Consider the following 23,084-nt stretch of genomic DNA (forward strand, 5'->3'; position numbering starts at 1 on the left):
GCCGTCCGTCGAGAGTACGGGGGCGTTTCCCGTCCCTGTCAAGGGTGTCCACACTGTGAGCGGTACGTCTCATGTCAGTTGACGCGGAAACGGATGCCTGTTCCACTTGCCCCATGCATTCGCAGCAGTGGCTGGTCACGCGCTCCCACATCGACTTCGGTCGAGTGTGGTCCTCTTCCTGTTGAGCTGACCTCTTGCGCCCTTTCTGACGGGCGCTTTCTGCGTTTTCCGGCGCCGTCCGAGCGCCGTTGCCCACGCCTTCACACGCGTATCCCGCGCCCCCCTCGCGCACAGCTCACTTTCCTCACCGCTGCCTGCCTTCCGCCTGCTCAGGAGATCCGCACGCCATGAGTACGCCCTCGCGACCGCGTCGCCGTCATTTCATCCCCTTTGCCCTGATAACTTCCGCGACGCTGCTGCTCACGGCATGCGGCTCCGGTGACTCGGGAGGCACGGGTTCCGGCGGAACCGACGCCCAGGCCGCGGTCAACAGCGACGGGATCCCGACGACCGACGTGGTCTCGGCCGTCAAGAAGGACACGGCGTCCGCGAAGTTGCTTCCCTCCGGGGTCAGCGGTCTCAACATCGCGGTCAGCGTCTCGGGCCAGCCGCCCGGCACCTCCTACCTGGCGGACGGCAAGACCCTCGCCGGTCAGGACGTCGACTTCGCGAACGCGGTCGCGAAGACCCTCGGCATCGAGCTGGACTACGAGGCCGCGAGCTTCGAGGCGATCCTGCCGGCCCTCGACAGCGGCAAGTACGACCTCGGCGTCGGCAACTTCGGCGTGACCGACGAGCGCCGCAAGACCATCGACTTCGTCACCTACGTCAACGACGGCCAGGGCTTCGCCACCCGCGACGACAGCGAGCTGACGAAGATCACCGACCTGAAGCAGCTGTGCGGCCTGAACGTCGCGACCACCGCGGGCACGACCTTCGAGGCGACGCTGGAGGACAACAAGAAGGTCTGCACGGACGCCGGCAAGGACGCGTACAAGGTGCAGACCTACAGCGAGCAGGGTGCGATCTGGTCCTCGCTGCAACAGGGCCGCAGCGACATCGTGATGAGCACCATCAACGGCCTGCGCTACGCGGTCGCCCACCAGGAGGGCGTCAAGTTCCTCAACGAGTACCACCGCCTCGACGTCGGCTTCGCCTTCAAGAAGGGCACGAAGCTGGCGCCCGCCTTCCAGGCCGCGGTGAACGAGCTCATCGCCGACGGGACGTACGAGAAGATCCTCAAGAAGTGGGGCACGACCGGCTCGGAGATCGAGCAGTCGCAGATCTCGCCGCCGGAGTTCAAGGACTGACGCGGTCGCCTTCCAAGGAACCCGTTGGGGGCGCGGGAAGACACCCGTTGCCGGTGACAGGCCACCCGCCCCCAGCCGGCTCCGGCGGAGGAGGGCGTCCCTCAGCAGCCGCAGTCACACCCGCAGTCGCACCCGTCGCAGCAATTGCCGCAGCAGTCACCGCACTCACAACAGTCGCCGCACCCACTGCAGTCACAGTCGCACTGACTGCAGAACCCTTGTTTGCGCTCCCGGCTCCACGGGTCCTCGTGCTCGCCACAGCACATCTGGCACGTACAGGCCAGCCCCGCCCACACCAGACAGCCGGCGATGAGCCCGCGCCGGTCGCGGCGCGGCGGCTCCGGGGGAAGCGGCGAGCCGCCCGGGCCGCCGGGCGGCGCGTACGGTCCGGCCGGCGGGCCGTATACATCCACCCGGTGTCCGCACGAACTCGTACCGAAGGCGCGGTCCACGGAGTTCCGCAGCTCGTGCACGAGCAGGATGTGCGCCAGCCTGCCGTCCGTGCCGTGCCCTTCGGGGGAGCGACCCCCGGACCCCCAAGCGACCTCGCGCAGCGCCAGCCGTATGCCGTGCAGCGCGTCGTCGGCGAGCCGCCGCGCCTCCGCGAGCGACGTACCGGTCGCCGCCAGCGGGTTCCAGGCGCCCGACGCGGCGTCAGTTTCCCTGTCCTCCACGGCATCCAGGAGATGGGCGAGCCGCCCGAAGAGTCGTCCGGCCTCGGCGAGCGGCACGGCGTTGCCGGGGCGCCCGGCGAGGACGGCCGTGTGTGCGAAGGCCGCGGCGGTCGCGGTCTCGGTCGGCTCGGTGACCGTCAGAAGCGGCGTACCGAGCCCGGCCAGCGCCTCGACATCGATCTGCCGGTCCACGGCGTCGACCAGCACAGCGGTGTCGAATCCGACCTCCGCGCCGGTACGCGCACCCGCGCGCCCCCAGCTCCTGGCGACCCGGCGCGCCGCGAGCGCCACCGGCCTGCGCGCCAACAGCCCGTCCCCGTCCGCCACGTGATCGCGCACCTTGGCCGACGCCAGCACCAGCGAGACGGCGGCGGCGAGCCGCGCGCCCTCGCCCTGCGCGACGGACGCCGTCCGCATACCGCGCAGGGGACAGGGCCCCGCCGTACGCCGCCATCCCGTGGTGCGCTCCGCCTGAGCCTCCGTCAGAACCGATACCAGCAGCCCGTCATAGTTCGTGACCACCCGGGCGAACTGGCCGTGGTCCCCGCGCAGCGCGAGACACAGTCCGCACAAATGCGCCATCCACTGGGCCTTGAGTCCTTCACCGAGGCGATGGCCGCAAGGCCGCACTATCCCGAACACGACACTCCCCCGTGATGTGTACGAAGTTGAGGTGCGGCATCGTATCGACCACCCCGTTCACCCGTACGCACCACCCGTCACCCAAACGCCGTCGAGAATCATATTTCACTCTCAGTCAGCAGCCGTACACAGCAAGACCCTTGGGAGACGCGGGCTCTCGACGTATTCGCTGTGCACCAGTACCGTCACGAAACCCCCGCGCGGCGTCTATCCCCTTGGCGCTACATCCGCATCATGGACGACCATGGGGATGCGGAAAGCAAGACAGACCGCTGTGAGAGGAGGCGTCCATGGGATCGGTGCGCAAGGCGAGTGCCTGGCTTGGCCTCGTAGACGACAACGATGACGAGCGTTACTACGACGACGACAACTACGCCGAGAGCCAGGAGACCGGCAATGCCTGGGTCACCGACCCTCGCGTGAAGGTCGCGTCCGAGACGGCGGAGGAGAAGGGCCGCCGGATCGGCACGGTCACCCCGGACAGCTTCCGGGACGCACGCGGAATCGGCGAACTCTTCCGGGACGGCGTCCCGGTCATCATCAACCTCACGTCCATGGAGCCCGCCGACGCCAAGCGCGTGGTGGACTTCGCGGCCGGCCTTACCTTCGGCCTGCGCGGCACCATCGAGCGGGTCGCCACCCGCGTCTTCCTGCTGACCCCTGCCAACACGGAGATCGTCAGCGGCGAGGCCGCGAGCCGTCCTGCCGACGGTTTCTTCAACCAGAGCTGAGGCAGGGCCGCTCACCGGCCCTGCCTTGCCGGGGTCCTTGCGGGTTCTTCCGGGGTCGTGGGTTCCTACCGGAAGGCATCGAGTCCGGTGAGCGCCTTGCCCAGCACGAGTTGATGCATTTCCACGGTGCCCTCATAGGTGAGCACCGACTCCAGGTTCGTGGCGTGCCGCATCACGGGGTATTCGAGCGAGATGCCGTTGGCCCCGAGAATGGTGCGGGCGGTCCGGCAGATCTCGATCGCCTCCCGCACGTTGTTGAGCTTGCCGAAGCTGACCTGCTCCGGGCGCAGCCGCCCCGCGTCCATGCGCCGCCCCAGGTGATGGGCGAGCAGAATTCCCTTGTGCAGTTCGACCGCCATGTCGGCGAGCTTGGCCTGGGTGAGCTGGAAGCCGCCGATGGGCCGCCCGAACTGCTCGCGCGTCTTCGCGTATTCGACGGCCGCCTCGAAACTGGCCCGCGCTGCGCCCATCGCCCCCCACACGATCCCGTACCGCGCGTGTGACAGACAGCCCAGCGGCCCCTTCAACCCGGTGACCTCCGGCAGCACGGCATCGGCGGGCAGTCGTACGTCGTCCAGGATCAGCTCACTGGTGACGGAGGCCCGCAACGACCACTTGTGCTTGATCTCGGGAGCGGAGAACCCGGCCGCGTCGGTGGGCACGAGGAAGCCGCGGATCCCTTCATCGGTCTGCGCCCACACCACGGCGACCCCGGCGACGGACCCGTTGGTGATCCACATCTTCCGCCCGCCCAGGACCCAGTCCCCGCCGTCGCGCTTGGCGTACGTCCGCATGGAGCCCGGGTCGGACCCGTGGTCGGGCTCGGTGAGCCCGAAGCATCCGATGACCTCGCCGGAGGCCATGGACGGCAGCCACCGCTGCTTCTGCTCCTCGGACCCGAACCGATGGATGGCGTACATCGCGAGCGACCCCTGCACCGACACGAGCGACCGGATCCCGGAGTCCGCGGCCTCCAGCTCCAGACAGGCGAGCCCGTACTGCACCGCGCTCGCCCCCGCGCACCCGTACCCCTGGAGCGACATCCCGAGCGCCCCGATCCCGCCCAACTCCCGCGCCAGCTCCCGGATCCCGGGCAGCTCCCCCTTCTCGTACCACTCGGCGACATACGGCAGCACCCGCTCCGCGGCCCACGCCCGCACGGTGTCGCGGATCGCCAGGTCCTCCGCGTCCAGAAGGTCGTCCACACCCAGGGGATCGGCGGGATCGAAGGGGGGCAACTTCGAGGACGCGGACATGACACAGCCTCCGAAACTCTGAAACTAGCGCCGCTAGTTACGGATACGACCCCGACGCTACGACGCAGTGTCCCGCACGTCCAGTGGTACGGGGAGGGCGACCCCGTGCGGGTGGCCTACGTCCGGTGACCCGGGCTGGGGACGGCGGCCCGGGGAGGGTGACGCGCGGGACGGTGGCCCGGGGAACGGTGGCCCGGGAAGGGTGACCCGCGGAACCGTGGCCAGGGAAGGGTGACCAGTGCGCGGGCGGGAGAACTACACAGACACGCGGGACTCCGCGACCTGCCTGGGCGCAGGGATCTCCGCCGACGGCGCCTCGCACTCCATGACCCGCGGCAACCGCAACGCCATGGCGGCCCCGAGCAGCAGCAACCCCGCACTGACCAGCAAGGTCACATGCAGCCCGTGCACAAAGGAGTCCCGAGCCGCGTGGCGCAGAGCCGCACCAGGATGCCCGCCAAGCCGCGCAGCAACCTCGTACGCCTCCCCCAGAGAGTGCCCCGCCGCCTTGGAATCGGACGCAGGAACCCCCGGAACCGAGGACAGCCGTGGCGTGTACGCCGCGTTCATCACACTCCCCAGGAGCGCGATCCCGATCCCGGCGCCCAGCTGGTACGAGGTCTCGCCGATCGCCGCGGCCCCGCCGGCCTGCGCCGGAGGAGCCTCGCTCAGCATCGACTCGTACGCGCCGAAGAGTGTCATCTCCAGCCCGAAGCCGAGCAACATGAACCCGCTGAGCAGCAACCCTGTGTTGTCGTGCCCGCCCATCGGCGTGAGCATGATGACCGCGGCGGCGGTGATGCAGAACCCGGAGCAGACCATCGTGCGCGGCCCGAACCGCCGCAGGATCTTCGCTCCGCCGAGCCCGGCCGCCATCGCGGCGACGGTGAGCGGCAGCAGCCGCAGCCCGGTCTCCAGCGGCGAAAGACCGAGCACGAGTTGCAGATACTGGGCGGCGATCAGCTCAAGGCCGACCAGGGCGAGCATGGCGAGCACGATGCAGCAGATGGACGTGGTGAACGCGGGCCGCGAGAACATCCGCAGATCGACCAGCGGATGCTCACGCCGCCGCTGCCGTCGTACGAAGGCGACCATCAGCGCCCCGCCCGCCAGCAGCGTCACCAGCGTGAACGCGCTGAACTCACCCCCGCCGAGCTGCTTGACACCGAGGACGAGCCCGAAGAGCGCGGCGGCACCCATGAGCGCGCCGACGACATCCCAGGGCCCCTTGCCGTCACCCTTCGACTCGGGCAGCAGCAGTCGCCCGATGGGCAGGCTGACCAGCATCAGCGGGATGTTGACGAGGAAGACCGACCCCCACCAGAAGTGCTCCAGCAGAAATCCGCCGAGGAGCGGCCCGATCGCGGCCCCGACGGCCGCGACGGCGCTCCAGATGCCGATCGCGAGTGCCCGCTCCCGCCGGTCGGGAAAGACCTGCCGCAGGATGGACAGCGTCGCGGGCATGATCATCGCACCGCCGACACCGAGCAGGGCGCGCGCACCGATGAGCACCTGCGCGCTGTCGGCGAGGGCCGCGAGTCCGGAGGCGACGCCGAAGAGCGCGTACCCGAGGAGGAGGATCCGGCGGCGGCCGACGCGGTCGCCCAGCGTGCCGAAGAGGATGAGGAGCGAGGCACAGACGAGCGGGTAGACGTCGACGATCCAGAGGAGCTCTATCCCGCCGGGCTTGAGGTCCTCGGTGACGGCGGGCACCGCGACATGCAGCACGGTGGCGTCGAGGGCGACAAGAAGCAGGCTCACACAGAGGACGACCAGGACGACCCAGCGGTTGGCACCGGGCCCGGCCTCCCGACGGCATCGCACAGCGGCCGTAGTCGTCCCGGACATGTACTACCTCCCAGATGTTCCCTCGCGTTCGGCGGGACCGCGGGGTGGGGACTCCCTGCGGTTGCGGCCTGGGAGAGCGGAATCCCGGCCCACGCAACAAAGGCGAGTGAGCCGTCAGCGTACGCGAGTTCTCACCGATGACGCGTGGTGGACCTCTCACGTTCCTGCCACCCGGGTGTGGCGTACGCCACGCTCCCCGGCATCCAGGCACGCGCTCGCGTTCGTGACATTGCTCCACATACCGGACCTACGGGCAGCTGAGCGGCACCGGCCGCCATGATCAACACGGTGACGCCGGGTGAGCAGGCGGGTAATTTCATCCAATCTTCAGGTGAACGGAAATGCAAGGGCAGTAAATCGAACTCACACCTGATCAATGGAATTGAAGGGTTCGACCATGACGGATTAGCGATTCATTGGAAATTGACATCATCCTGAGAGGAATCCCACATCACATCGTCATCACAAAGCGAGTGATTCGACCTGGAACAAGCCTCACTCGCTGTAACGTCGATTGAGTGCGTACCAAACGATTGCTGACTCGTCTTGACCGGGTCTTCGCCCGGCTGGACCGTGAGCCGGAACGACCGGCCCACATCGATGTGCCGGTCATGAACCGGCACAGGGTCGTGCTCTTCACCGCGACCCTGGTCTTCTACGGGGCCATCGTGTGGGCCGTCGTGATCACCTCATGGCTGGTCCGGCTCGACTGGCAGGTCATGTTCTTCCGCCCCTATCAGCAATGGCCGGAGATCCATGCGTTCCTCGACTACTACGTAGTACTCGGCCAGCGCGGCCCCACAGCGGTGATGGTCACCGCCTGGCTGGGCTGGCGCTCCTGGCGGCAGCACACCCTGCGCCCCCTGCTCACGCTGGGCGCCTCACTGCTGCTGCTGAACATCACGGTCGGCGCCGCCAAGATCGGCATGGGCCGCCTCGGTCCGCACTACGCGACCACGATCGGCTCGAACGAGATGGGTCTCGGCGGCGATATATTTCCGTCGGGTCACACCGCGAACGCCGTCGTGACCTGGGGAATCCTGGCCTATCTGGCCTCGACCCCGCAGGCCAGACGGTGGCTGTCCGCGGTCTCCGCCGTGGTCTCCCTGGGCGTCGGTCTGACCACCGTCTATCTGGGCACGCACTGGCTGAGCGATGTGGTCCTGGGCTGGGCGGCGGGTCTGCTGATCCTGCTGGCACTGCCCTGGTTCGAGCCGCTGATCGCCCGCGCGGAGGTCTGGATCTTCGCCCTGCGCGACAGCTGGCGCACCCGTCGCGCCCGTACCGCGCCCGTTCCCGCGGACACTCCCGCCCCCACTCCGGTGGGCGCACCCGTCATGGTCACGCAGCCCATCAGCGCGGAAGGGGACATGCCGGCCCACGAGACGGCCGGCGCCCGAGCGCCGCGGACACCGGTCACCCTGGCACCCGGCCCGCACACGACACGCTCCGAGCGCACCCCGGTCACCCCGGTCGGCAGCCGCCGCCCGCCACAGCCGGACCGGGTGCCACGCACGCCCACGAACCCCTCGGCCCGCCCCGCGACGGGGCCCTGAGCACACAGAACCCGCGGGGCCGGTACGCACAAGCCTCTCCCCGCACCGCGAAGGCCCCCGGCTCCTGACGAGCCGGGGGCCTTCGCACATACCGCCGACGGCGCCCGTCAGCCTTTCCAGCAGCGGGTCACCCTGCCGTGGCTGACCTCGAAGTTGAGCCGCCCCGCGCGGTACTCCATGGTGATGATCGTGCCGGGCGGCAGCGAGCGCACCGTGGACCAGCCGTGCTCCCGGGCACGACGCTCGGCGCTTCTCGCCTCCAGCCCGACATAGGGTTCCGTGCTGTCCTGGGGCTCTGCGGGAGGGGTGGGGATGGGTGCCATGAACGCCACGTTAGGCGGCCCTCCGGCACCGGGGAAGCCCGGCACCGCACCATGCCGCGCTTATCCCTCTCCGGTCACACTTCTGTCACAGGATCACGGCACGCGTTTCGGCCGAACTCCGTCACACGGACGAGGGGTTCGGTACGCGTTTCGCGCACCTTCGAACTCAATTCGGGGCTCCCCCGACGCCGCCCCGAATAACCCAGTGGAATGTACGGATCCAGCCGTGCCCCGACGCCTTTCCATTCCGATTCCGCGGAGTGCTCAGGGAGCTGACACCGCATAGGAAATACACGGTTCCAGCACACAATCCCCGCACTCCCGCTGTCGGATCAAGGTGCGGCACGGGCATCACGGCGTGAGCTTCAGCAGACCCGGAACGCGACCGCGAAGGGGCGAGCGACGGGGACGGACACCGCGCAGGCGGCCTGATCGTCCTCGGCTCGCTCCTGATGCCCGACGGCCCCGCCGCCTTCGGCTGGTTCGCCCACGCGCCGCTCAACGCCCTCTCGACGAACGGCGCCTTCCTGCCGAGCCTCTTCTACGGCGTCTGGAAGACCGCCAAGTACGGCGCCAACATCGACGTCCCCCTGGGCTTCGGCCGCTCCCTGGAGTGGGCCACCTCGTGTCCGCCCCGAGTCACACCTTCACGACGCCGCCCCGGATCCGCTTCGAGGCCCCGCCGTTCGACCCGCACCATCCCGAGTACCCGGCGGATTCCCGGGCCCCTCGGACCGCTCAAGAGCCCGGGACAGCCGGTCCCGCGCCGTCCTGATCGCCCCCGTGAGCTCCGCGGGTTCGAGCACCTCGAAATCGAAGCCCGTCATCATCACGTGAAGCACCATCACATCGAGGCTCGCGGCCCCGGACCGCAGGATGCAGCTGTTCTTCCCTTCGGCCTCCAGCATCCCGGCGGAGAGCGAGATCCGCTCGGCGGCCTCCTCCATGGACACCAGCAGCCTGACGACGGCATGCGAGGCGTACACGCGCGTGGAAACGCCTTTGGAGACGTACGCCGCCAGATCCTCGGCCGGTGGCGTACGAGGTGTGAAGCGCGGTCCGTGCGGCGGCGTGGGCGTGATGCGGTCCACCCGGAAGGTACGCCAGTCGTCGCGGTCGACGTCCCAGGCGACCAGGTACCAGCGGTGCTCGGTGCACACCAGACGGTGCGGTTCGACGGTACGGCGGCTGGAGGCACCCTCATGACTGCGGTACTCGAAGCGCAGCCGCTCGGCGTCCCGGCAGAGGTTGGCCAACTCCGTGAGCACGCCAGGGTCGATGGCAACGGCAGACGGCTGCGGGCCGCGCAGCATCGGTACGGTGAACGCGTTCAGGGCGCTCACCCGGCGGCGCAGCCGGTGCGGCAGCACCTGCTCCAGTTTCGCGAGCGCGCGTACGGAGGTCTCCCCGATGCCCTCGATGCCCTGCCCCGCGGCCGTCCGCAGGCCCACCGCCACAGCCACCGCCTCCTCGTCGTCGAGGAGCAGCGGCGGCAGTTCCGCCCCCGCGCCGAGCTGATAGCCGCCGCCCGTGCCGGGGCTGGCGTTGACGGGATAGCCCAGCTCCCGCAGCCGGTCCACGTCGCGGCGCACGGTACGAGGCGTGACACCGAGCCGGTCCGCCAGGTCCGCCCCGGACCATTCCCGATGAGCCTGAAGCAACGAGAGCAGACGCAGCAGCCGTGCCGAGGTCTCCAACATGGGGTGAGTCTGACAGCCCTTGCGGACAGCCGTTGTCCGCAAGGACTGTTCCCTCGGCCCCGTTTCAGCCCGTCCGGCGTTTGAGGACGAGGCCGTCCAGGCCTGAGCGGGGGCTTGGGGCGGCAGCCCCCAGATACGGGACGGGCAGGGGCGGAGGGGGCGAAAACCCACCACCCGCGACCGCCACCCCGCCACCCCCTCAAGGTCGATAAGCCAACTGCCGCACCTCAAAACAGTTGCTGTCCATCTCCCCCTGGGAGACCCACCCCCGTGCGTCCTCCCAACGCGCCACCGACACACAAGTCCTCCGCGTCTCGGGCGGCACGGCCAGCCGTTCGTAGACGACCGGAACCAGCAGCCCGTCGGCGCTGTACGGCTCCCCCCGGTTCATGAACCGGTCGACACACGCCCGCGTGACCCCCGAGGACGCACAGAACTCCGCCGCATCCGAGAACCACATCGCAGCAGCCCACCCCTCCAACTGCCACTGGGAGTGAACCTCCAGCCCCTCCGTAGCGTCGCGAAACTCCCGTACAGCCGCCTGTCCGGTGTCCTCGTAGTTACGGCTGGCCCCCGTCACCCACAGCGCGTTGCGACACCGCGGGGAGTCCTTGTAGTCGGAGGCGACGGCGGAAGTCCAGTTCTGCACGTTGGTGACCTTGGCGACGACCGAGGCCCCGACGGCGTCCATGGCCTCGCACAGCTGCGCGTTGCCATGCGTGTCGAGGGCGTCGAAGACGAGATCGGCGCCCTGTTCCTTCAGATCGGCCGCGGCGGCCCGGAAGTTGGGAAGCGCGAAGTCGACCTGTTCGGTGACGACCTTGTAGCCCTCGGCCGTCAGCCCCGCGGTGACAAGCCCGGCGTAGGAGGCCGACGCGGACTGGTTGTAGGAGACGACGGCGGCAGTGCGGGCACCTTGCTCACGCTTGAAGTAGCGGTAGACCTCGGTCCCGCCGTACAACTCGCCGTCCCAGCCGGGTGTGCCGTCACGGGGCGCGAGGCTCCCGTAGATCCCGTAGAGGTACGGATAGGTGTCGTAGGCCGGCCCGATGGGCTGCCCCCCGATGTCGGGCACGTGCGCGTGGGACACCCGAGGGGCACCCGCGTAGTCGAGGACGGTGGTGGCGACGAGGGCGACGACCTTGTCCTCGTCGACGAGTTGGTGCACGCACTCGTTGTTGCCGACCCCGCTGCCCCCGTCGTCGCACAGCCGCACCTCGACAGGGCGCCCGCCGATGCCGCCGCGCGCGTTGAGCCGGTCGAAGTAGGCCTTCGCCCCGTCGCGCGGTCCGGTGAAGGCGGAGCCGCCGACGGGACTGGTGGCGCTGGTGATGATGCCGACACGGATCGGTGCGGTGCCTCCTTGCGGGGCGGGCGTGGACCGGTTCTCGAAGTCGCTCTCCGGGAGGCGGCTGCCGCAGGCCGCGCTCAGTAGTAGCAGCAGGCCCGCGGCGAATGCCTCAGCAGCCCGGGCCCGGCGACTCATTGCCGCTCAGTTGCACCAGCGCGCAGAGCGTCTTCACGGACACCTTCCAGGTGCCGTCCTGCTCGACCGCTGTTCCGGCGGCGCCCGGCAGCGCGGTCGCGCCCTTCAGGGTCAGCGAGTACGTCACGTTCGCGTCGGCCGGCGAGGTGAACTCGACCTTCTCGACGACGGCCTCCACCTGCTGGCCGCGCTGATCTCCGCTGAAGCCCTCCAGGACCTGGGTCATCTGGTCGCCGTTCTCCAGAACGGCCGTCTTGTCCTTCTGGGCGACGGCCGGGTTGAAGAACTTCTCCCAGTTCTCCTTCACCTCCTGCTCGGCCGCCGCGGCGTCCGCCGGAGCCGTGGGGCTGGGCTCCGCGCCGGTGGACCGCTCCACTGAGGGGGTGGGCGGGTCGGTGTCACCGCCGCCGCTCTCGTCGCTGCACGCCGTCAGGGCCGCGGCGAGGAACAGGACCGCCGCTGCCGCCACCCCCCGGCCGTTCCCCCGCCTGAGGTCGCTCCCGAGAACCATCTGGCTCACCACCGGGTGTCGGACCGGGCCAGGTGCGCCCGGTGCTTTCAGGGTCAGCTTGCAGAAGGCATAGTGCAAGCCATTGGCTGACATGGACAGTCAACGGACCAAAACACACGACGTGTTGGAGCCCCGGATGCGGACAGCTCGACTGCGGACTGTGCACCCCGTCCTGTGGGCGGGGTGGGCCGCGCTCGCCGCGGGAGCGGTGTTGTGCGTGATCGGCTGGTACGGCATCTCGGGCGAGCGGTACGCGGAGCGGCAACTACCGTTTCTGGCGTCGTGCACGGTGCCCGGCGCCGCGCTGATCATCGCGGGCGCGGTGCTCCTCACCCACGGCAGGAACGCGCTGGCGGCGGCGCGCGTCGAGGAGTTGTACAGCCTCCTGGTCGCGGCGGAGCCCACCGACATGGACGAGTCCGGGCAGCCGGCCGTCGTTCCCGTCGCCACCAGCGGTGAGCTCCTGACGGTGCCGGGCGGCACGCTGTGGCACCGCGCGGACTGCCCGCTGGTCGCCGGGAAGGCACAGGCCGTACCGGTGGACTCGCTGCTTCTGGCGAGCGGAGAACTGGGGCCGTGCCCGATCTGCGAGCCGTCCGCCGCCGATCCGGACGACTGATGGCGTCACTGACGTACGACCTCACCCTCGCCGGTCTCTCGGTCGGCAGCGCCGCCGCCCTGACCGGGATCGGACTGATCGTCACCCACCGGGCGACCGGTGTCCTCAACTTCGCGCACGGTGCCATCGCGATGGTGTGCGCCTATCTGCTGCGCCAGTTCACGGTCGAGTGGGGCTGGCCGCTCGCGCTCGCCTCCGCGGTGACGCTGCTGGTGGTGGCCCCGGCGATCGGCGTGGCCCTGGAACGTTTCGTCTTCCGCCCACTGTCCGTCCTGGGCGGCGACCCGGCGCAGACGCTGGTCGCGTCCATCGGCGTCTTCGTGCTGCTCGTCGGCGGGGCGGCCCTGGTGTGGGGCACGGGGGCACGCGCGGACGCACCGACGCCGGTGTCGGCGGATCCGTGGGGGCAGTTGGCGGTGGCGGTCGCGCTGTCCCTGGGCGTCGGAGCCGTCACGCGCTGGACGCGTATCGGCACGGAGCTGCGCGCCGTCGTCGACGACCGCTCCCTCGCCGTGCTCGGCGGCATCGACGCGGACCGGGTGGCCGCGGCGGGTTGGGCGTTCGGCTCGTTCACGGCCGGCCTGACCGGCGTACTCCTCGCCCCGTATGTGCGCCTCGACCCGTACGGCATGCCCCTGCTCGTCATGGAGGTGCTCGCGGTCGCCGTGGTCGCCCGGATGCGCAGCCTTCCGGTGGCGGTCGGGGTGGCACTCGGCGTCGGCGTCGCGCAGAGCCAGCTGACCCGCCTGCACCCGTCCGGCTGGGAGGAACCCCTGCTCCAGGCGGTCGGCGCGAACCTGTTCGTGGTCGCGCTGCTGATCGCGGCCCTCGTCCTCCCCGGCATCGGCACCCGCGACGCGCTCCCGCGCACGGCGACGGCCCGCGTCGCGACCCCGCCGGGGGCGTGGATCGTGGCGGTCGTCCTCTTCCTCCTGCCCCTGGGCTTCGCGGGCTCGGACCTGCATACGTCGGTGCAGGTCCCGGCGCTGGGCGTGGTGCTGCTGTCGTTGGTCGTCGTCACGGGCCGCGGCGGCCAGATCTCGCTCGGGCAGGCGGCGTACGCGGGTCTCGGCGCCCTCTTCACGGCCCTGCTCGCGGCGGGCCGCTTCCCCGGCCTGCCCCAGCTGCCGGAACTGGCCGCGCTGGCGGTCGCGGTCATCCTGGTCGCCCCCCTCGGCCTCCTCACCGGCTGGCCCGCCATCAGCCGCCACGGCCTGGCCCTCGCCCTGGCCACCTTCGCGGTGGGCGTCGGCGTCAGCCGCTTCGTCTTCGCCCAGCCGTACTCCACCTCGGGCCTGTCCCTCGGCCGCCCGGCGGGCTTCGACGGCGACCGCGCGTACTACCTGCTCGAACTGGCCCTGCTGGGCTGCGCGTTGGTGGCGGCCGGCGCGCTGCGCCGGGGCTGCACGGGCCGGGCTCTGGCAGCGATGCGCGACCACGAGTCGGGCGCGTCGGCGGCGGGTGTCCGCGTCCCCGCCCTGAAACTGACCGCCTTCGTGGCGGGCGCCGCCCTGGCCGCCCTCGGCGGCGGCATGCTCGGAATGGGCCTGCGCGCCTTCGACGCGACGGCGTACGACCCCGTCCGCGGCCTGCTCTGGTTCGCGGCGGTCGTCGTCCTCGGCGCCGACAGCGTGCTCGGCGCCCTCGCCGCCGCGGCCCTGCTCGTGGGACTCGACGCCGGGGCGCGCGGCGGGGTGGCGGCAGCCCTGATCGGCGTACTGGCCGTCCTCGTCGGCCGCTTCCCCGGCGGCCCGTACGAGGCCCTGCACACCGCCGCTTCCCGGCTGCACCTGCGCCGCCGGGCGACACTCACACCCTTGGGCACCCGGGTACGACGCCAACTGCGGCCGGTGCGGCCGAGGATGACCAGGGAGCCACTACCGGCCGGGGCCGCCGCCATGGCGGCGGGGGGACCTGGCCGACGGCTCCCGGCAGTACCCACGGTGGGCGAGCGCCGCCGCAGCAGCCCGACCGACTCCGACCGCCCCCTCACCACCGGACCGAGACACACAGAGCACCGACTCCCGGAAACCCCCGACCAACACGGCAGACAAAACACCCTGCCGGAGCCCGGCCACCCGCCCGACACACCCCCGGGACATGCCGCCACACCCCTTGCCGGAACTACGCCACCCAGCACCGCCGAACGACATGCCGCCGACGAGAAGGCACCCAACGCCGAGCACCCGCGAAGCCCGGCTCACCCACCCCGACACGGCCCGGCCAACCCCGGCCATCCGCCCCGCACGACGCCGACGCCTACCGCCGCACCCCCCGTCGAACCGCCCCCCGTCAGCACGACGACACCCGACGCCGAACACCAGGGAAGCACCGCCCGGCCGCGGGGCGCCGCCTCCGTCTCGGAGCCGGAGGAACGCCGGAGCCGACCGGTCTACGGCACACCATCGCGGAGCCATGCCTCCGCCCAGGATCCAGGCAGGCCCAGGAGCCGACTGGGCTCGGGAAGGGCTGCGGCATCGCGCGGCGCAGACCTCGGCGCAGACCGAGCCGTGCCCCGCCGTTCGCGCCTCCCGCTGGAGCCCACGGCCACTCAAGCCCTCCGCGCCCGCCGACTGCACGTCACGTATGGGGGTTTCACCGCCCTCGACGGAGTGGACCTCGATGTCCGGCCCGGCCGGGTCACCGCGGTGGTGGGCCCCAACGGCGCGGGGAAGAGCACCCTCTTCCACTGTCTGGCCGGGACGTTGCGCCCCGCGGGCGGGCAGGTGCTGCTCGGGGAGCGGGACATCACCCGGCTGGCTGCGCACGCCCGCACCCGGCTCGGGATCGCGCGGACCTTTCAGCAGCTGGCAATTTTCCCCTCGTTGACCGTGGCCGAAAACGTTCGGGTGGGCGCCGAGCAGGGGCGGAGCGCCGATCCAGGTTCCGTGGAGCGGGCGTTGCGACTGTTCGGGCTCGAAGGGCCGGTGCGGGCGCTGCCCGCGGCGGGGCTGCCGACCGGCACCCTGAGGCGTGTCGAACTGGCGCGGGCGCTCGCGGGCGGCCCGCGGGTGCTGCTGCTCGACGAGCCGGCCGCCGGGCTCGACAGCGGTGAAGTGACCGCCCTCGCGCGCGTGTTGCGGGCCCTCGCTGCGGACGGCATGGCCCTGCTCGTCGTGGAGCACGACCTCGATCTGGTCGCCGACCTGGCCCACACGGTCCATGTCATGGCGGCGGGGCGGATCGTCACCTCCGGTGCGGCCGGCCGCGTACTCGAAACGGGGAACGGCGGATGAGCATCGCCCTGCACCACGCACGCGTGCGCTACGGCCCTCTGGAGGCCCTGCACGGCGTGACCCTCGTCGCCCCAGGACCCGGCCTCACCGTGCTGCTCGGCCGCAACGGCTCCGGCCGCACGACCGCGCTGCGCGGCCTCGCAGGGGCCGTACCCCTGTCCGGCGGCACAGTCGTCTGGGACGGCGCGGACGTCACCCGGCTGCCGGCCTACGAACGCGCCCGCCGCGGGCTGTGCTTCGTCCCCGAGCGCCGTGCCGTCTTCGGCTCGCTCTCGGTCCGCGAGAACCTCGAACTGGCCGCCCGCAAGGACGGTATCGCGCCCGCCCTGGACGCCTACCCCCAACTCCTCCCCCTCCTCCCCCGTCGCGCAGGCACCCTCTCCGGCGGCGAACAGCGCATGCTCGCCCTCTCCCGCGCCCTGCTGGCACGCGCGCGCGTGGTGCTCGTCGACGAGCCCGCGCAGGGCATGTCACCGACGGTCGCGGCACGCACGTACGAACTCCTGGGCGGCCTCGACGCGTGCGTGGTGGTCGCGGAACAGCGGCTGCCGCCCGGCCTGCGCGAAAGGCCGGGCAGGACGACGTACGTCCATGAACTGCGCCGCGGCGCGGTCGTGTTCAGCGGAGAGGCGGCCGAGGCGAGACGGGAGCGAGAGAGGCAGCCAAGGACAGGGCCGCCGACGGCGGGCCGAACAGGGCACGGTCCGAGGTCCGGGCGCCGCCGCCCGAACCCTTCGGGATGACGAGAAGGGTGCCCACGTTCAGCCGGTCCGGATAGAGCCCGATCATCTGCTTGTTGGCCTTATAGAGCGCCTGCCAGCCGCCCTTGACCAGATACCTGCGGGCGATCGACGAGAGCGTGTCGCCGCGCTTCACCGCATGCATACGGCCCTGGAGTGCGTACCTCTTGGAACAGACGGGCCAGGCCTCCCACCCCTGGGTGGCCAACACGCCCTCGGCGACCGCGATCTGCTCCGCGCGGGTGGCCAGGTCGGCGCGCGAGGCGTACTTCAGGCCGCCGAACTCCTCCCAGGTCGACGGCCAGAACTGCAGCCCTCCGTAGAAGCCGTTCCCGGTGTTCGCGTCCCAGCGGCCGCTGCTCTCGCACTCGGCGAGACAGCCCCAGGGCCACTGGTCCTTGGCACAGTCGTAGGACATTCGTGCCGCCTGGGGGCCGGGAAGCGGGGGCGGCGGGGCGGCGGCCGCCCTGGAGGGTGCCAGGACGGCCAACGCGGCGGCGACCACGACCGCGTAGCGAACGGACTTGCCCGGCATGGTCGATGAGTGCCACTGGGGGTGCATCGGCCCACGCTAAGCAGCCCGGCCGGGCCGCCCCTCCAGCCGCGCCCGACCAGGCCGGGGCCCCACCCGGTCGGAGGACCGGCCGGACAGGGCCCCACGCCCAAGAGCTCGTGCCCAGGACCCCGCGCTCACGAGAGAGCGTCGGGAGGGGCTCAGAGGTCGAGCCGCTGCCCGGGCAGGATCAGATCGGGATCGCCGCCGATGACGGCCTTGTTGGCGGCGTAGATCTTCCGCCAGGTGGTCCCGTGCGACGCCGCGATGGCGCCCAGCGTGTCACCGCTGCGGACCGTGTAGTCGCCGCGGGACGAACTCCGGTTCGCGTGATCGCCCGACGGACGCTCGGGCGCCTTCGACGGGGCCGCCTTGGGTGCGGCCTTGGGTGCCGACTTGGGTGCTGACTTCGTGGTCGCCGATCCTCCGGACGACCCGGCGCCCGAGGACGCGGGCGCGCTGCCGGACGCTCCGGCCCGCGCCGAACAGGTGGGCCACGCGCCCCACCCCTGCGCACGCTGGACCTTGGTCGCGACGGCTATCTGGGCGCCCTTGGACGCCTTGTCGGCGGTCGACGCGTAGGCGCCACCGCCATACGCCTGCCAGGTACTCGCGGAGAACTGCAGCCCTCCGTAGTAGCCGTTTCCGGTGTTGATGTGCCAGTTTCCGCCGCTCTCGCACTGGGCGATGCGGTCCCACACTCCGCTGTCGGCCGCCGCGGCGCTGCCACTTGTGGCGAGCAGTCCGAGCGGGGCGAGCAGGGCCGCCCCTGCGAGGACCGCCGTCGTACGCGTCGTACGAACCTTATGAGTGCTGTTGTTCTCGGCACATGCGGACATACAAATCCCTCTCCACGGACCCGGGGTCCCCCAGGACAGGGCGCGACTCCCCGCGCGTATGACGCCGGTTGTCGCGCTCCACCCCGTCCGCCGGAGGCTGTACTGCGAGCCGGCTGGTTCGACCGGCGGACGTACCCGAGCGGTGCTCGTTGCACACGGCGGAGGAATCTATGGAGCCGACCGACCGATATCAACCAACTCCTTGTCATTCGAGGCCAGTTCACCGTTACCGACGGTATCGGCGAAATTCGGCCACCCACTTCATAGGGTGATTTCCTGATATGTCGACCTGTCGGCCCGGTGATCTGTGACCCAGTTCACCGGCTCAACTTCCCTAGTACCCCGAGAAGTTGGCTCGGAGTGACGGATTCCGCGGGCGACCTCACGCTGCGCTTCGGATGGTTCGATTCCGTTCGCTCCCGGGCGTGACTCCGGCCACAGATCGCCCGTTGTCATCTTCATGAGCCGGGGACCCCCGGATTCAGGTGCCGGGGCCACCCGGCATCGCCACGCACCGCATCCCGAGGAGCCAGCGTGCCGCGCATGCTCGACGTCAGCGACGACGTACGCGCCGAGATCGGCGACGAAGAAGCCGACCGGCTGCTCGCCGGAGAGAACGCCCCGGGCAGTTACGACTGCACGTCCTGCCGCACCCAGGGCGATTCGCAACAGGAGCGCACCAGCACCGTCCTGTTCATCGGCGACGAGACCGCCGTCCTTGCCTTCGCCCACGCGACCTGCCTGCCCTCGCAGGTCGTCCAGGTCACCGAGGAACAACTCCAGGGCGCCGTCCGCTCGATCGCCGCCGAGGGCGGGCCGGTGGGCGCCGGGCCCGAGCAGGCCGTGCTCGGTGTCACCAGCGGACTCCTCCTGATCGACGGTGACTTGCATCCGGCGCTGGTCGTCGAACCGACCGGGCCCATCGTTCGCCCCGGCTCGACCGACATCGGCGACGACTTCCTGCCCCTCCTCATCGAGCAGGGCTTCATGCCGGTGACCGGGCTGAACTCGGTGCCGCCCGTGCTGCACGGCTGGTCCGTGCTGCTCGCCGCCGGCCAGTTGCACGCCGTGCTCCAGCCGGGCACCGGCGGGGGCTCGCCAGTCGCCTGGTGGCAGGCACACCAGGCGCTCCAGGTCGCCGACAGCTGGCGCGCGGCCGCCAACAAGCACCAGCAGGTACTCCTGTTCGCGGCCCCGGTCGGCTCGATCGGCCGCCAGCCCCGCGAGGACCTGCTGCGCGACGCCCTGGACAAGGCCGCCGCCAACGGCAAGCTCGTCGCCAGCGCGCTGCCGCTCGCCGGGACCTGAGCGCTCCGCCGGGTTGAGCCGGGAGACTGCGGCGCCCAACAGGGGCGCGCGGGGCCGCGACACCTACGCGGCTCCGTCGCACGGGCACGACCAGCCACGGGCGCCGCACCGTCCCGGTGAGGTGACCTGGACAGGCGCCGCACCCTCCCGGCGACCCTGGACAGGCGCCGCACCCTCCCAGCGACCGGGACCGACGCTGCGCCCCTCCATGTGCCCTGGACAGTCGCCGCGCCCTCCAGGTGACCTGCGAAAGCCACGCGTTGGCCGCATCCGTAGCGGGGCCGGGGTCGTTGGCACGTACGTGCACACCTACGACGTCCCCCGCCGCCAGCCCTACCAGCCGGTCCCCGTCGCGCGGCCGGCCCAGGACCCCCCGGGCGGCCCATCGGCCACGCCGATCTACGACGCGCTCTACGCCGAGTGGGTCAGATCCTTCAGGGCCCTGCCCGGCGACCGCCACGGCGAGGAGGAGCTGGGCTTCGCGGCCTTCGGGAACCTCCCGCAGAGCACGAACTCGTTCAGCTCGTTCAGTTCGTACGGCTCCTACAGCTCGTACAGCGCGGGGGCGTACTCCGCGCGGCAGCACACGAGCGGACGGCAGCAACAGCACAGCACCGCAATGCACCACGTCCCGGCCGCGCTGCCGCCCGCGCCGCGCAGGGGGATCTGAGAACACGGGGCTCTGAGAACACAGCGAAAAGGGCGACTCCTCAAAGAGAGGAGCCGCCCTTTTCCATGACTACTTCTTCTTGGCGCCGCGCTTCTCGCGCACCCGCACCGAGATGTGGATCGGCGTCCCCTCGAAGCTGAACTCCTCGCGCAGCCGGCGCTCGATGAAGCGCCGGTAGCCGTGCTCGATGAAGCCGGAGGCGAAGAGCACGAACCGCGGGGGCTTGGTGCCCGCCTGCGTGCCGAAGAGGATGCGCGGCTGCTTGCCACCGCGGACCGGGTGCGGATGGGCGGCGACCAGCTCACCGAGGAAGGCGTTCAGACGGCCGGTCGGCACGCGGGTCTCCCAGCCCTCCAGGGCCGCCTCGATCGCCGGGACGAGCTTCTCCATGTGCCGCCCGGTGCGCGCGGAGACATTCACCCGCGGCGCCCACGCGACCTGGAGGAGCTCGGTCTCGATCTCGCGCTCCAGGTAGTAGCGGCGCTCCTCGTCGAGGGTGTCCCACTTGTTGAAGGCGAGGACGATCGCCCGCCCGGCCTCGACGGCCATCGTGACGATGCGCTGGTCCTGGACGGAGATGGTCTCGGAGGCGTCGATCAGGATGACGGCGACTTCGGCCTTCTCCACCGCCGCGGCCGTCCGCAGCGAGGCGTAGTAGTCGGCGCCCTGCTGGAGGTGGACCCGCTTGCGGATGCCCGCCGTGTCGATGAACTTCCAGGTGATACCGCCGAGTTCGATGAGCTCGTCGACCGGGTCACGGGTGGTGCCGGCCACCTCGTTGACGACCACGCGGTCCTCGTTGGCCACCTTGTTCAGCAGCGAGGACTTGCCGACGTTCGGGCGGCCGATGAGAGCGATACGGCGGGGGCCGCCGACCGCGACGCCGAAGGTCTGCGCCGGGGCGTCGGGCAGCGCCTCCAGGACGGCGTCCAGCATGTCGCCGGTGCCGCGGCCGTGCAGGGCGGAGACGGGGTGCGGCTCGCCGAGGCCCAGGGCCCAGAGGTACGAGGCATCGGCCTCGCCGCTCAGTCCGTCGACCTTGTTGGCGCACAGGACCACGGGCTTGCCGGCCTTGCGCAGCAGTCGTACGACGGCTTCGTCGGTGTCCGTGGCGCCGACCTTGGCGTCGACGACGAAGACGACCGCGTCGGCCGCGTCGATCGCGTACTCGGCCTGCGCGGCCACGGAGGCGTCGATGCCGAGGACGTCCTGCTCCCAGCCGCCGGTGTCGACGAGCTTGAAGCGGCGGCCCGCCCACTCGGCCTCGTAGGTGACGCGGTCGCGGGTGACGCCGGGCTTGTCCTCGACGACCGCCTCACGGCGGCCGATGATCCGGTTCACCAGAGTCGACTTGCCGACATTGGGACGGCCGACGACGGCGAGCACCGGCAGCGGACCGTGGCCCGCCTCCCCGAGCGCGCCCTCGACGTCCTCGACATCGAAGCCCTCTTCCGCGGCGAGCTCCATGAACTCCGCGTACTCGGCATCGCCAAGCGCCCCGTGCTCGTGCTCGGCAGAGCCTGCCGAGCCGTCGGGCTGGATGTGGTCGTTCATGAAGTCCGTACCTCGTAGTTCATCGTGGTGATCGGTGGCCCCCCGTATATCGGGAGATCCACTACTCAAGTGTCGCCTAGTGCCCGATGGGGCGCCCGGCGTTTTCCCGGCGCCCGGTGAGGCGCCTGGCGTTCTCCAGGTGCGCGGTCAGCTGCTTCTGGATGCGTACGGTCGCCTCGTCGAGGGCCTTGCGCGTACGCCGTCCGCTGCCGTCGCCCGCTTCGAAGGGGTCGCCGAAGACGACGTCGACCCTGCTGCGCAGCGGGGGCAACCCCTTGGTCAACCGGCCGCTCCGCTCGGAACTTCCCAGTACCGCCACCGGGACGATGGGCGCCCCGCCGCGTACGGCGAAGTACGCGAGCCCGGCCCGCAGCGAGGCGAAGTCGCCCTCGCCCCTGCTGCCCTCCGGGAAGATTCCGAGGACCCCTCCGTTGTCGAGGACGCCGAGCGCCTGGGTGATCGCCGTGCGATCGGCGACCGAGCGGTCCACCTTCAGCTGGCCGATGGCGAGCAGGAAGGGGTCGAGCGGCCCGATGAACGCTTCCTTCTTGATCAGGAAGTGGGTGGGCCTGGGCGCCACGCCCATGACCATCGGTCCGTCGATGTTGTGCGCGTGGTTCACGGCCAGGATCACCGGGCCGCTCGCGGGTACCTTCCAGGCGCCGAGAACCCGCGGCTTCCACAGGCCGTACATCAGTCCGACGCCGATACGGCGCCCGACCTCGGCACCCCGTACCGATGGTGCTTCGGTCACTTCGCGGCCCGCTTCTCCTCGACGAGGGTGACGACGCACTCGATGACCTGCTGGAGTGTGAGGTCGGAGGTGTCCACCTCGACCGCGTCGTCGGCCTTGGCGAGCGGGGACGTCTTACGGCTGGAGTCGGCCGCGTCCCGCCTGACCAGAGCCTCCCGGGTGGCGTTGATGTCGGCGCCCTTCAGCTCACCGCTGCGCCGGGCGGCACGCGCCTCCGCGGACGCGGTGAGGAAGATCTTCAGGTCGGCGTCGGGCAGCACGGTCGTCCCGATGTCACGCCCCTCGACGACCATCCCGCCCTCCGCGCCTGCCGCGATCGAACGCTGCAGCTCGGTGATCCGCGCGCGCACCTCGGGCACCGCGCTGACGGCGCTCACCTTGGAGGTGACCTCGTCCGTGCGGATCGGGCCCGCGACATCGGTCCCGTCGACGGTGATGGCCGGAGCGGCCGGGTCGGTGCCGGAGATGATCTCCGGCTTGCCCGCGGCGGCCGCGATCGCGCTCGGGTCGGTGACGTCGATCCCGTTGCTCACCATCCACCAGGTGATCGCCCGGTACTGGGCGCCCGTGTCCAGGTAGCTCAGCCCGAGCTGCGAGGCCACCGCCTTCGAGGTGCTCGACTTGCCCGTGCCGGAGGGGCCGTCAATCGCGACAATCACAGCCGGTACGGTCCGGGCGGCGCCGTTTTCCACGGTGGGAACACCTTCCTGGTGCGGGGCGGAGGTCTGTGCGGGACGCGATCGCGCCCCGCACAAGGTTACTGGCTCCACGGAC

At 70.8% G+C, this 23,084-nt stretch carries 20 protein-coding genes and 2 pseudogenes; 9 read left to right on the forward strand and 13 right to left on the reverse strand.

Annotated elements, in window-relative coordinates:
• Positions 1-347: 347 nt before the first annotated feature.
• Positions 348-1,310 carry an ABC transporter substrate-binding protein gene (locus ACFWP7_RS21370; RefSeq protein WP_384383127.1) on the forward strand — a complete coding sequence of 321 codons (963 nt, stop codon included), beginning with the start codon at positions 348-350 and terminating at the stop codon, positions 1,308-1,310.
• Positions 1,311-1,411: 101 nt separating this feature from the next.
• Here ACFWP7_RS21370 and ACFWP7_RS21375 read toward each other — a convergent pair whose 3' ends face one another.
• Positions 1,412-2,626, reverse strand: a complete 1,215-nt coding sequence (locus ACFWP7_RS21375) for a DUF5685 family protein (protein ID WP_384383128.1) — start codon at positions 2,624-2,626, stop codon at positions 1,412-1,414.
• A gap of 290 nt (positions 2,627-2,916) precedes the next feature.
• On the opposite strand from ACFWP7_RS21375, the gene ACFWP7_RS21380 reads away from it, so the two are divergent.
• Entirely contained in the window at positions 2,917-3,357 is a 441-nt protein-coding gene (locus ACFWP7_RS21380; RefSeq protein ID WP_365435121.1) for a cell division protein SepF, read from the forward strand.
• Positions 3,358-3,422: 65 nt separating this feature from the next.
• On the opposite strand, the gene ACFWP7_RS21385 is transcribed toward ACFWP7_RS21380, so the two are convergent.
• Together ACFWP7_RS21385 and ACFWP7_RS21390 are read right to left on the reverse strand one after the other, a co-directional pair.
• Positions 3,423-4,613 carry an acyl-CoA dehydrogenase family protein gene (locus ACFWP7_RS21385; RefSeq protein WP_384383129.1) on the reverse strand — a complete coding sequence of 397 codons (1,191 nt, stop codon included), beginning with the start codon at positions 4,611-4,613 and terminating at the stop codon, positions 3,423-3,425.
• A gap of 255 nt (positions 4,614-4,868) precedes the next feature.
• Positions 4,869-6,461, reverse strand: a complete 1,593-nt coding sequence (locus tag ACFWP7_RS21390) for an MFS transporter (RefSeq protein WP_384383130.1) — start codon at positions 6,459-6,461, stop codon at positions 4,869-4,871.
• Between the two features lie 518 nt (positions 6,462-6,979).
• Between ACFWP7_RS21390 and ACFWP7_RS21395 the strand changes: the two genes are divergently transcribed.
• Positions 6,980-8,017, forward strand: a complete 1,038-nt coding sequence (locus ACFWP7_RS21395; RefSeq protein WP_384383131.1) for a phosphatase PAP2 family protein — start codon at positions 6,980-6,982, stop codon at positions 8,015-8,017.
• 107 nt (positions 8,018-8,124) lie between these two features.
• Here the strand turns inward: ACFWP7_RS21395 and ACFWP7_RS21400 are convergent, their stop codons facing one another.
• Together ACFWP7_RS21400 and ACFWP7_RS21405 are read right to left on the reverse strand one after the other, a co-directional pair.
• Positions 8,125-8,340: an I78 family peptidase inhibitor gene (locus ACFWP7_RS21400; protein WP_384383132.1), complete on the reverse strand. Its 216-nt coding sequence runs from the start codon at positions 8,338-8,340 to the stop codon at positions 8,125-8,127.
• Between the two features lie 365 nt (positions 8,341-8,705).
• A complete protein-coding gene (locus ACFWP7_RS21405; protein ID WP_384383201.1) occupies positions 8,706-8,831 on the reverse strand; it encodes a hypothetical protein in 126 nt (41 codons plus the stop codon).
• Between ACFWP7_RS21405 and ACFWP7_RS21410 the strand changes: the two are divergent.
• Positions 8,793-9,055: pseudogene (locus ACFWP7_RS21410) on the forward strand (cytochrome ubiquinol oxidase subunit I); the annotation flags it as partial. The gene ACFWP7_RS21405 and the pseudogene ACFWP7_RS21410 sit on opposite strands and share 39 nt — an antisense overlap.
• Here ACFWP7_RS21410 and ACFWP7_RS21415 read toward each other — a convergent pair.
• The 3 genes from ACFWP7_RS21415 to ACFWP7_RS21425 all read right to left on the reverse strand — a co-directional run bounded on the left by ACFWP7_RS21415 (position 8,988) and on the right by ACFWP7_RS21425 (position 12,037).
• On the reverse strand, positions 8,988-10,040 hold the full coding sequence (locus ACFWP7_RS21415) for a helix-turn-helix transcriptional regulator (protein WP_384383133.1): 1,053 nt from the start codon (positions 10,038-10,040) through the stop codon (positions 8,988-8,990). The pseudogene ACFWP7_RS21410 and the gene ACFWP7_RS21415 overlap by 68 nt on opposite strands.
• Before the next feature lie 199 nt (positions 10,041-10,239).
• Positions 10,240-11,526 (reverse strand): ABC transporter substrate-binding protein, encoded by a 1,287-nt coding sequence (locus tag ACFWP7_RS21420; protein WP_384383134.1) that lies wholly within the window; start codon positions 11,524-11,526, stop codon positions 10,240-10,242.
• Entirely contained in the window at positions 11,501-12,037 is a 537-nt protein-coding gene (locus ACFWP7_RS21425; protein WP_384383135.1) for a hypothetical protein, read from the reverse strand. Before ACFWP7_RS21425 ends, ACFWP7_RS21420 begins: the two co-directional genes overlap by 26 nt.
• Positions 12,038-12,173: 136 nt before the next feature.
• On the opposite strand from ACFWP7_RS21425, the gene ACFWP7_RS21430 reads away from it, so the two are divergent.
• Genes ACFWP7_RS21430 through ACFWP7_RS21440 form a run of 3 tightly spaced genes read left to right on the forward strand, consistent with a single transcriptional unit; the run spans position 12,174 to position 16,635 of the window.
• The gene (locus ACFWP7_RS21430) at positions 12,174-12,656 is read left to right on the forward strand and encodes a hypothetical protein (RefSeq protein WP_384383136.1); all 483 of its coding nucleotides are present in this window, start codon (positions 12,174-12,176) and stop codon (positions 12,654-12,656) included.
• Positions 12,656-15,892 carry an ATP-binding cassette domain-containing protein gene (locus ACFWP7_RS21435; RefSeq protein ID WP_384383137.1) on the forward strand — a complete coding sequence of 1,079 codons (3,237 nt, stop codon included), beginning with the start codon at positions 12,656-12,658 and terminating at the stop codon, positions 15,890-15,892. Before ACFWP7_RS21430 ends, ACFWP7_RS21435 begins: the two co-directional genes overlap by 1 nt.
• The gene (locus ACFWP7_RS21440; protein ID WP_384383138.1) at positions 15,889-16,635 is read left to right on the forward strand and encodes an ATP-binding cassette domain-containing protein; all 747 of its coding nucleotides are present in this window, start codon (positions 15,889-15,891) and stop codon (positions 16,633-16,635) included. The genes ACFWP7_RS21435 and ACFWP7_RS21440 overlap by 4 nt, the downstream gene beginning before the upstream one ends.
• A gap of 52 nt (positions 16,636-16,687) precedes the next feature.
• On the opposite strand, the pseudogene ACFWP7_RS21445 reads toward ACFWP7_RS21440, so the two are convergent.
• Together ACFWP7_RS21445 and ACFWP7_RS21450 are read right to left on the reverse strand one after the other, a co-directional pair.
• Positions 16,688-17,194: pseudogene (locus tag ACFWP7_RS21445) on the reverse strand (transglycosylase family protein); the annotation flags it as partial.
• Between the two features lie 152 nt (positions 17,195-17,346).
• Complete coding sequence (locus ACFWP7_RS21450; protein ID WP_384383139.1) at positions 17,347-18,024, reverse strand: transglycosylase family protein; 678 nt, start codon at positions 18,022-18,024, stop codon at positions 17,347-17,349.
• Positions 18,025-18,558: 534 nt separating this feature from the next.
• On the opposite strand from ACFWP7_RS21450, the gene ACFWP7_RS21455 reads away from it, so the two are divergent.
• On the forward strand, positions 18,559-19,332 hold the full coding sequence (locus ACFWP7_RS21455) for a hypothetical protein (protein ID WP_384383140.1): 774 nt from the start codon (positions 18,559-18,561) through the stop codon (positions 19,330-19,332).
• 301 nt (positions 19,333-19,633) lie between these two features.
• Positions 19,634-20,002, forward strand: coding sequence for a hypothetical protein (locus ACFWP7_RS21460; protein WP_384383141.1), 369 nt, complete (start codon positions 19,634-19,636; stop codon positions 20,000-20,002).
• Between the two features lie 69 nt (positions 20,003-20,071).
• Here the strand turns inward: ACFWP7_RS21460 and der are convergent, their stop codons facing one another.
• From der to cmk, 3 genes are all read right to left on the reverse strand, one after another.
• Complete coding sequence (der, locus tag ACFWP7_RS21465; RefSeq protein ID WP_384383142.1) at positions 20,072-21,556, reverse strand: ribosome biogenesis GTPase Der; 1,485 nt, start codon at positions 21,554-21,556, stop codon at positions 20,072-20,074.
• A 76-nt stretch (positions 21,557-21,632) separates the two neighbouring features.
• Positions 21,633-22,310 (reverse strand): lysophospholipid acyltransferase family protein, encoded by a 678-nt coding sequence (locus ACFWP7_RS21470; protein ID WP_384383143.1) that lies wholly within the window; start codon positions 22,308-22,310, stop codon positions 21,633-21,635.
• Positions 22,307-23,002, reverse strand: coding sequence for a (d)CMP kinase (cmk, locus tag ACFWP7_RS21475; protein ID WP_384383144.1), 696 nt, complete (start codon positions 23,000-23,002; stop codon positions 22,307-22,309). The genes ACFWP7_RS21470 and cmk overlap by 4 nt, the downstream gene beginning before the upstream one ends.
• Positions 23,003-23,084 lie beyond the last annotated feature (82 nt).

The organism is Streptomyces sp. NPDC058470, from assembly GCF_042721055.1.
Lineage (GTDB): Bacteria > Actinomycetota > Actinomycetes > Streptomycetales > Streptomycetaceae > Streptomyces.

Excerpts from the sequence above, each read along its gene's own strand:
- ACFWP7_RS21435 (WP_384383137.1), top strand. The coding sequence starts at position 12,656 with ATGGCGTCACTGACGTACGACCTCACCCTCGCCGGTCTCTCGGTCGGC.
- ACFWP7_RS21415 (WP_384383133.1), bottom strand. The coding sequence starts at position 10,040 with ATGTTGGAGACCTCGGCACGGCTGCTGCGTCTGCTCTCGTTGCTTCAG.
- ACFWP7_RS21425 (WP_384383135.1), bottom strand. The coding sequence starts at position 12,037 with ATGGTTCTCGGGAGCGACCTCAGGCGGGGGAACGGCCGGGGGGTGGCG.
- ACFWP7_RS21420 (WP_384383134.1), bottom strand. The coding sequence starts at position 11,526 with ATGAGTCGCCGGGCCCGGGCTGCTGAGGCATTCGCCGCGGGCCTGCTG.
- ACFWP7_RS21385 (WP_384383129.1), bottom strand. The coding sequence starts at position 4,613 with ATGTCCGCGTCCTCGAAGTTGCCCCCCTTCGATCCCGCCGATCCCCTG.
- ACFWP7_RS21380 (WP_365435121.1), top strand. The coding sequence starts at position 2,917 with ATGGGATCGGTGCGCAAGGCGAGTGCCTGGCTTGGCCTCGTAGACGAC.
- ACFWP7_RS21400 (WP_384383132.1), bottom strand. The coding sequence starts at position 8,340 with ATGGCACCCATCCCCACCCCTCCCGCAGAGCCCCAGGACAGCACGGAA.
- ACFWP7_RS21450 (WP_384383139.1), bottom strand. The coding sequence starts at position 18,024 with ATGTCCGCATGTGCCGAGAACAACAGCACTCATAAGGTTCGTACGACG.
- ACFWP7_RS21390 (WP_384383130.1), bottom strand. The coding sequence starts at position 6,461 with ATGTCCGGGACGACTACGGCCGCTGTGCGATGCCGTCGGGAGGCCGGG.
- der (WP_384383142.1), bottom strand. The coding sequence starts at position 21,556 with ATGAACGACCACATCCAGCCCGACGGCTCGGCAGGCTCTGCCGAGCAC.
- ACFWP7_RS21370 (WP_384383127.1), top strand. The coding sequence starts at position 348 with ATGAGTACGCCCTCGCGACCGCGTCGCCGTCATTTCATCCCCTTTGCC.
- ACFWP7_RS21440 (WP_384383138.1), top strand. The coding sequence starts at position 15,889 with ATGAGCATCGCCCTGCACCACGCACGCGTGCGCTACGGCCCTCTGGAG.
- ACFWP7_RS21430 (WP_384383136.1), top strand. The coding sequence starts at position 12,174 with ATGCGGACAGCTCGACTGCGGACTGTGCACCCCGTCCTGTGGGCGGGG.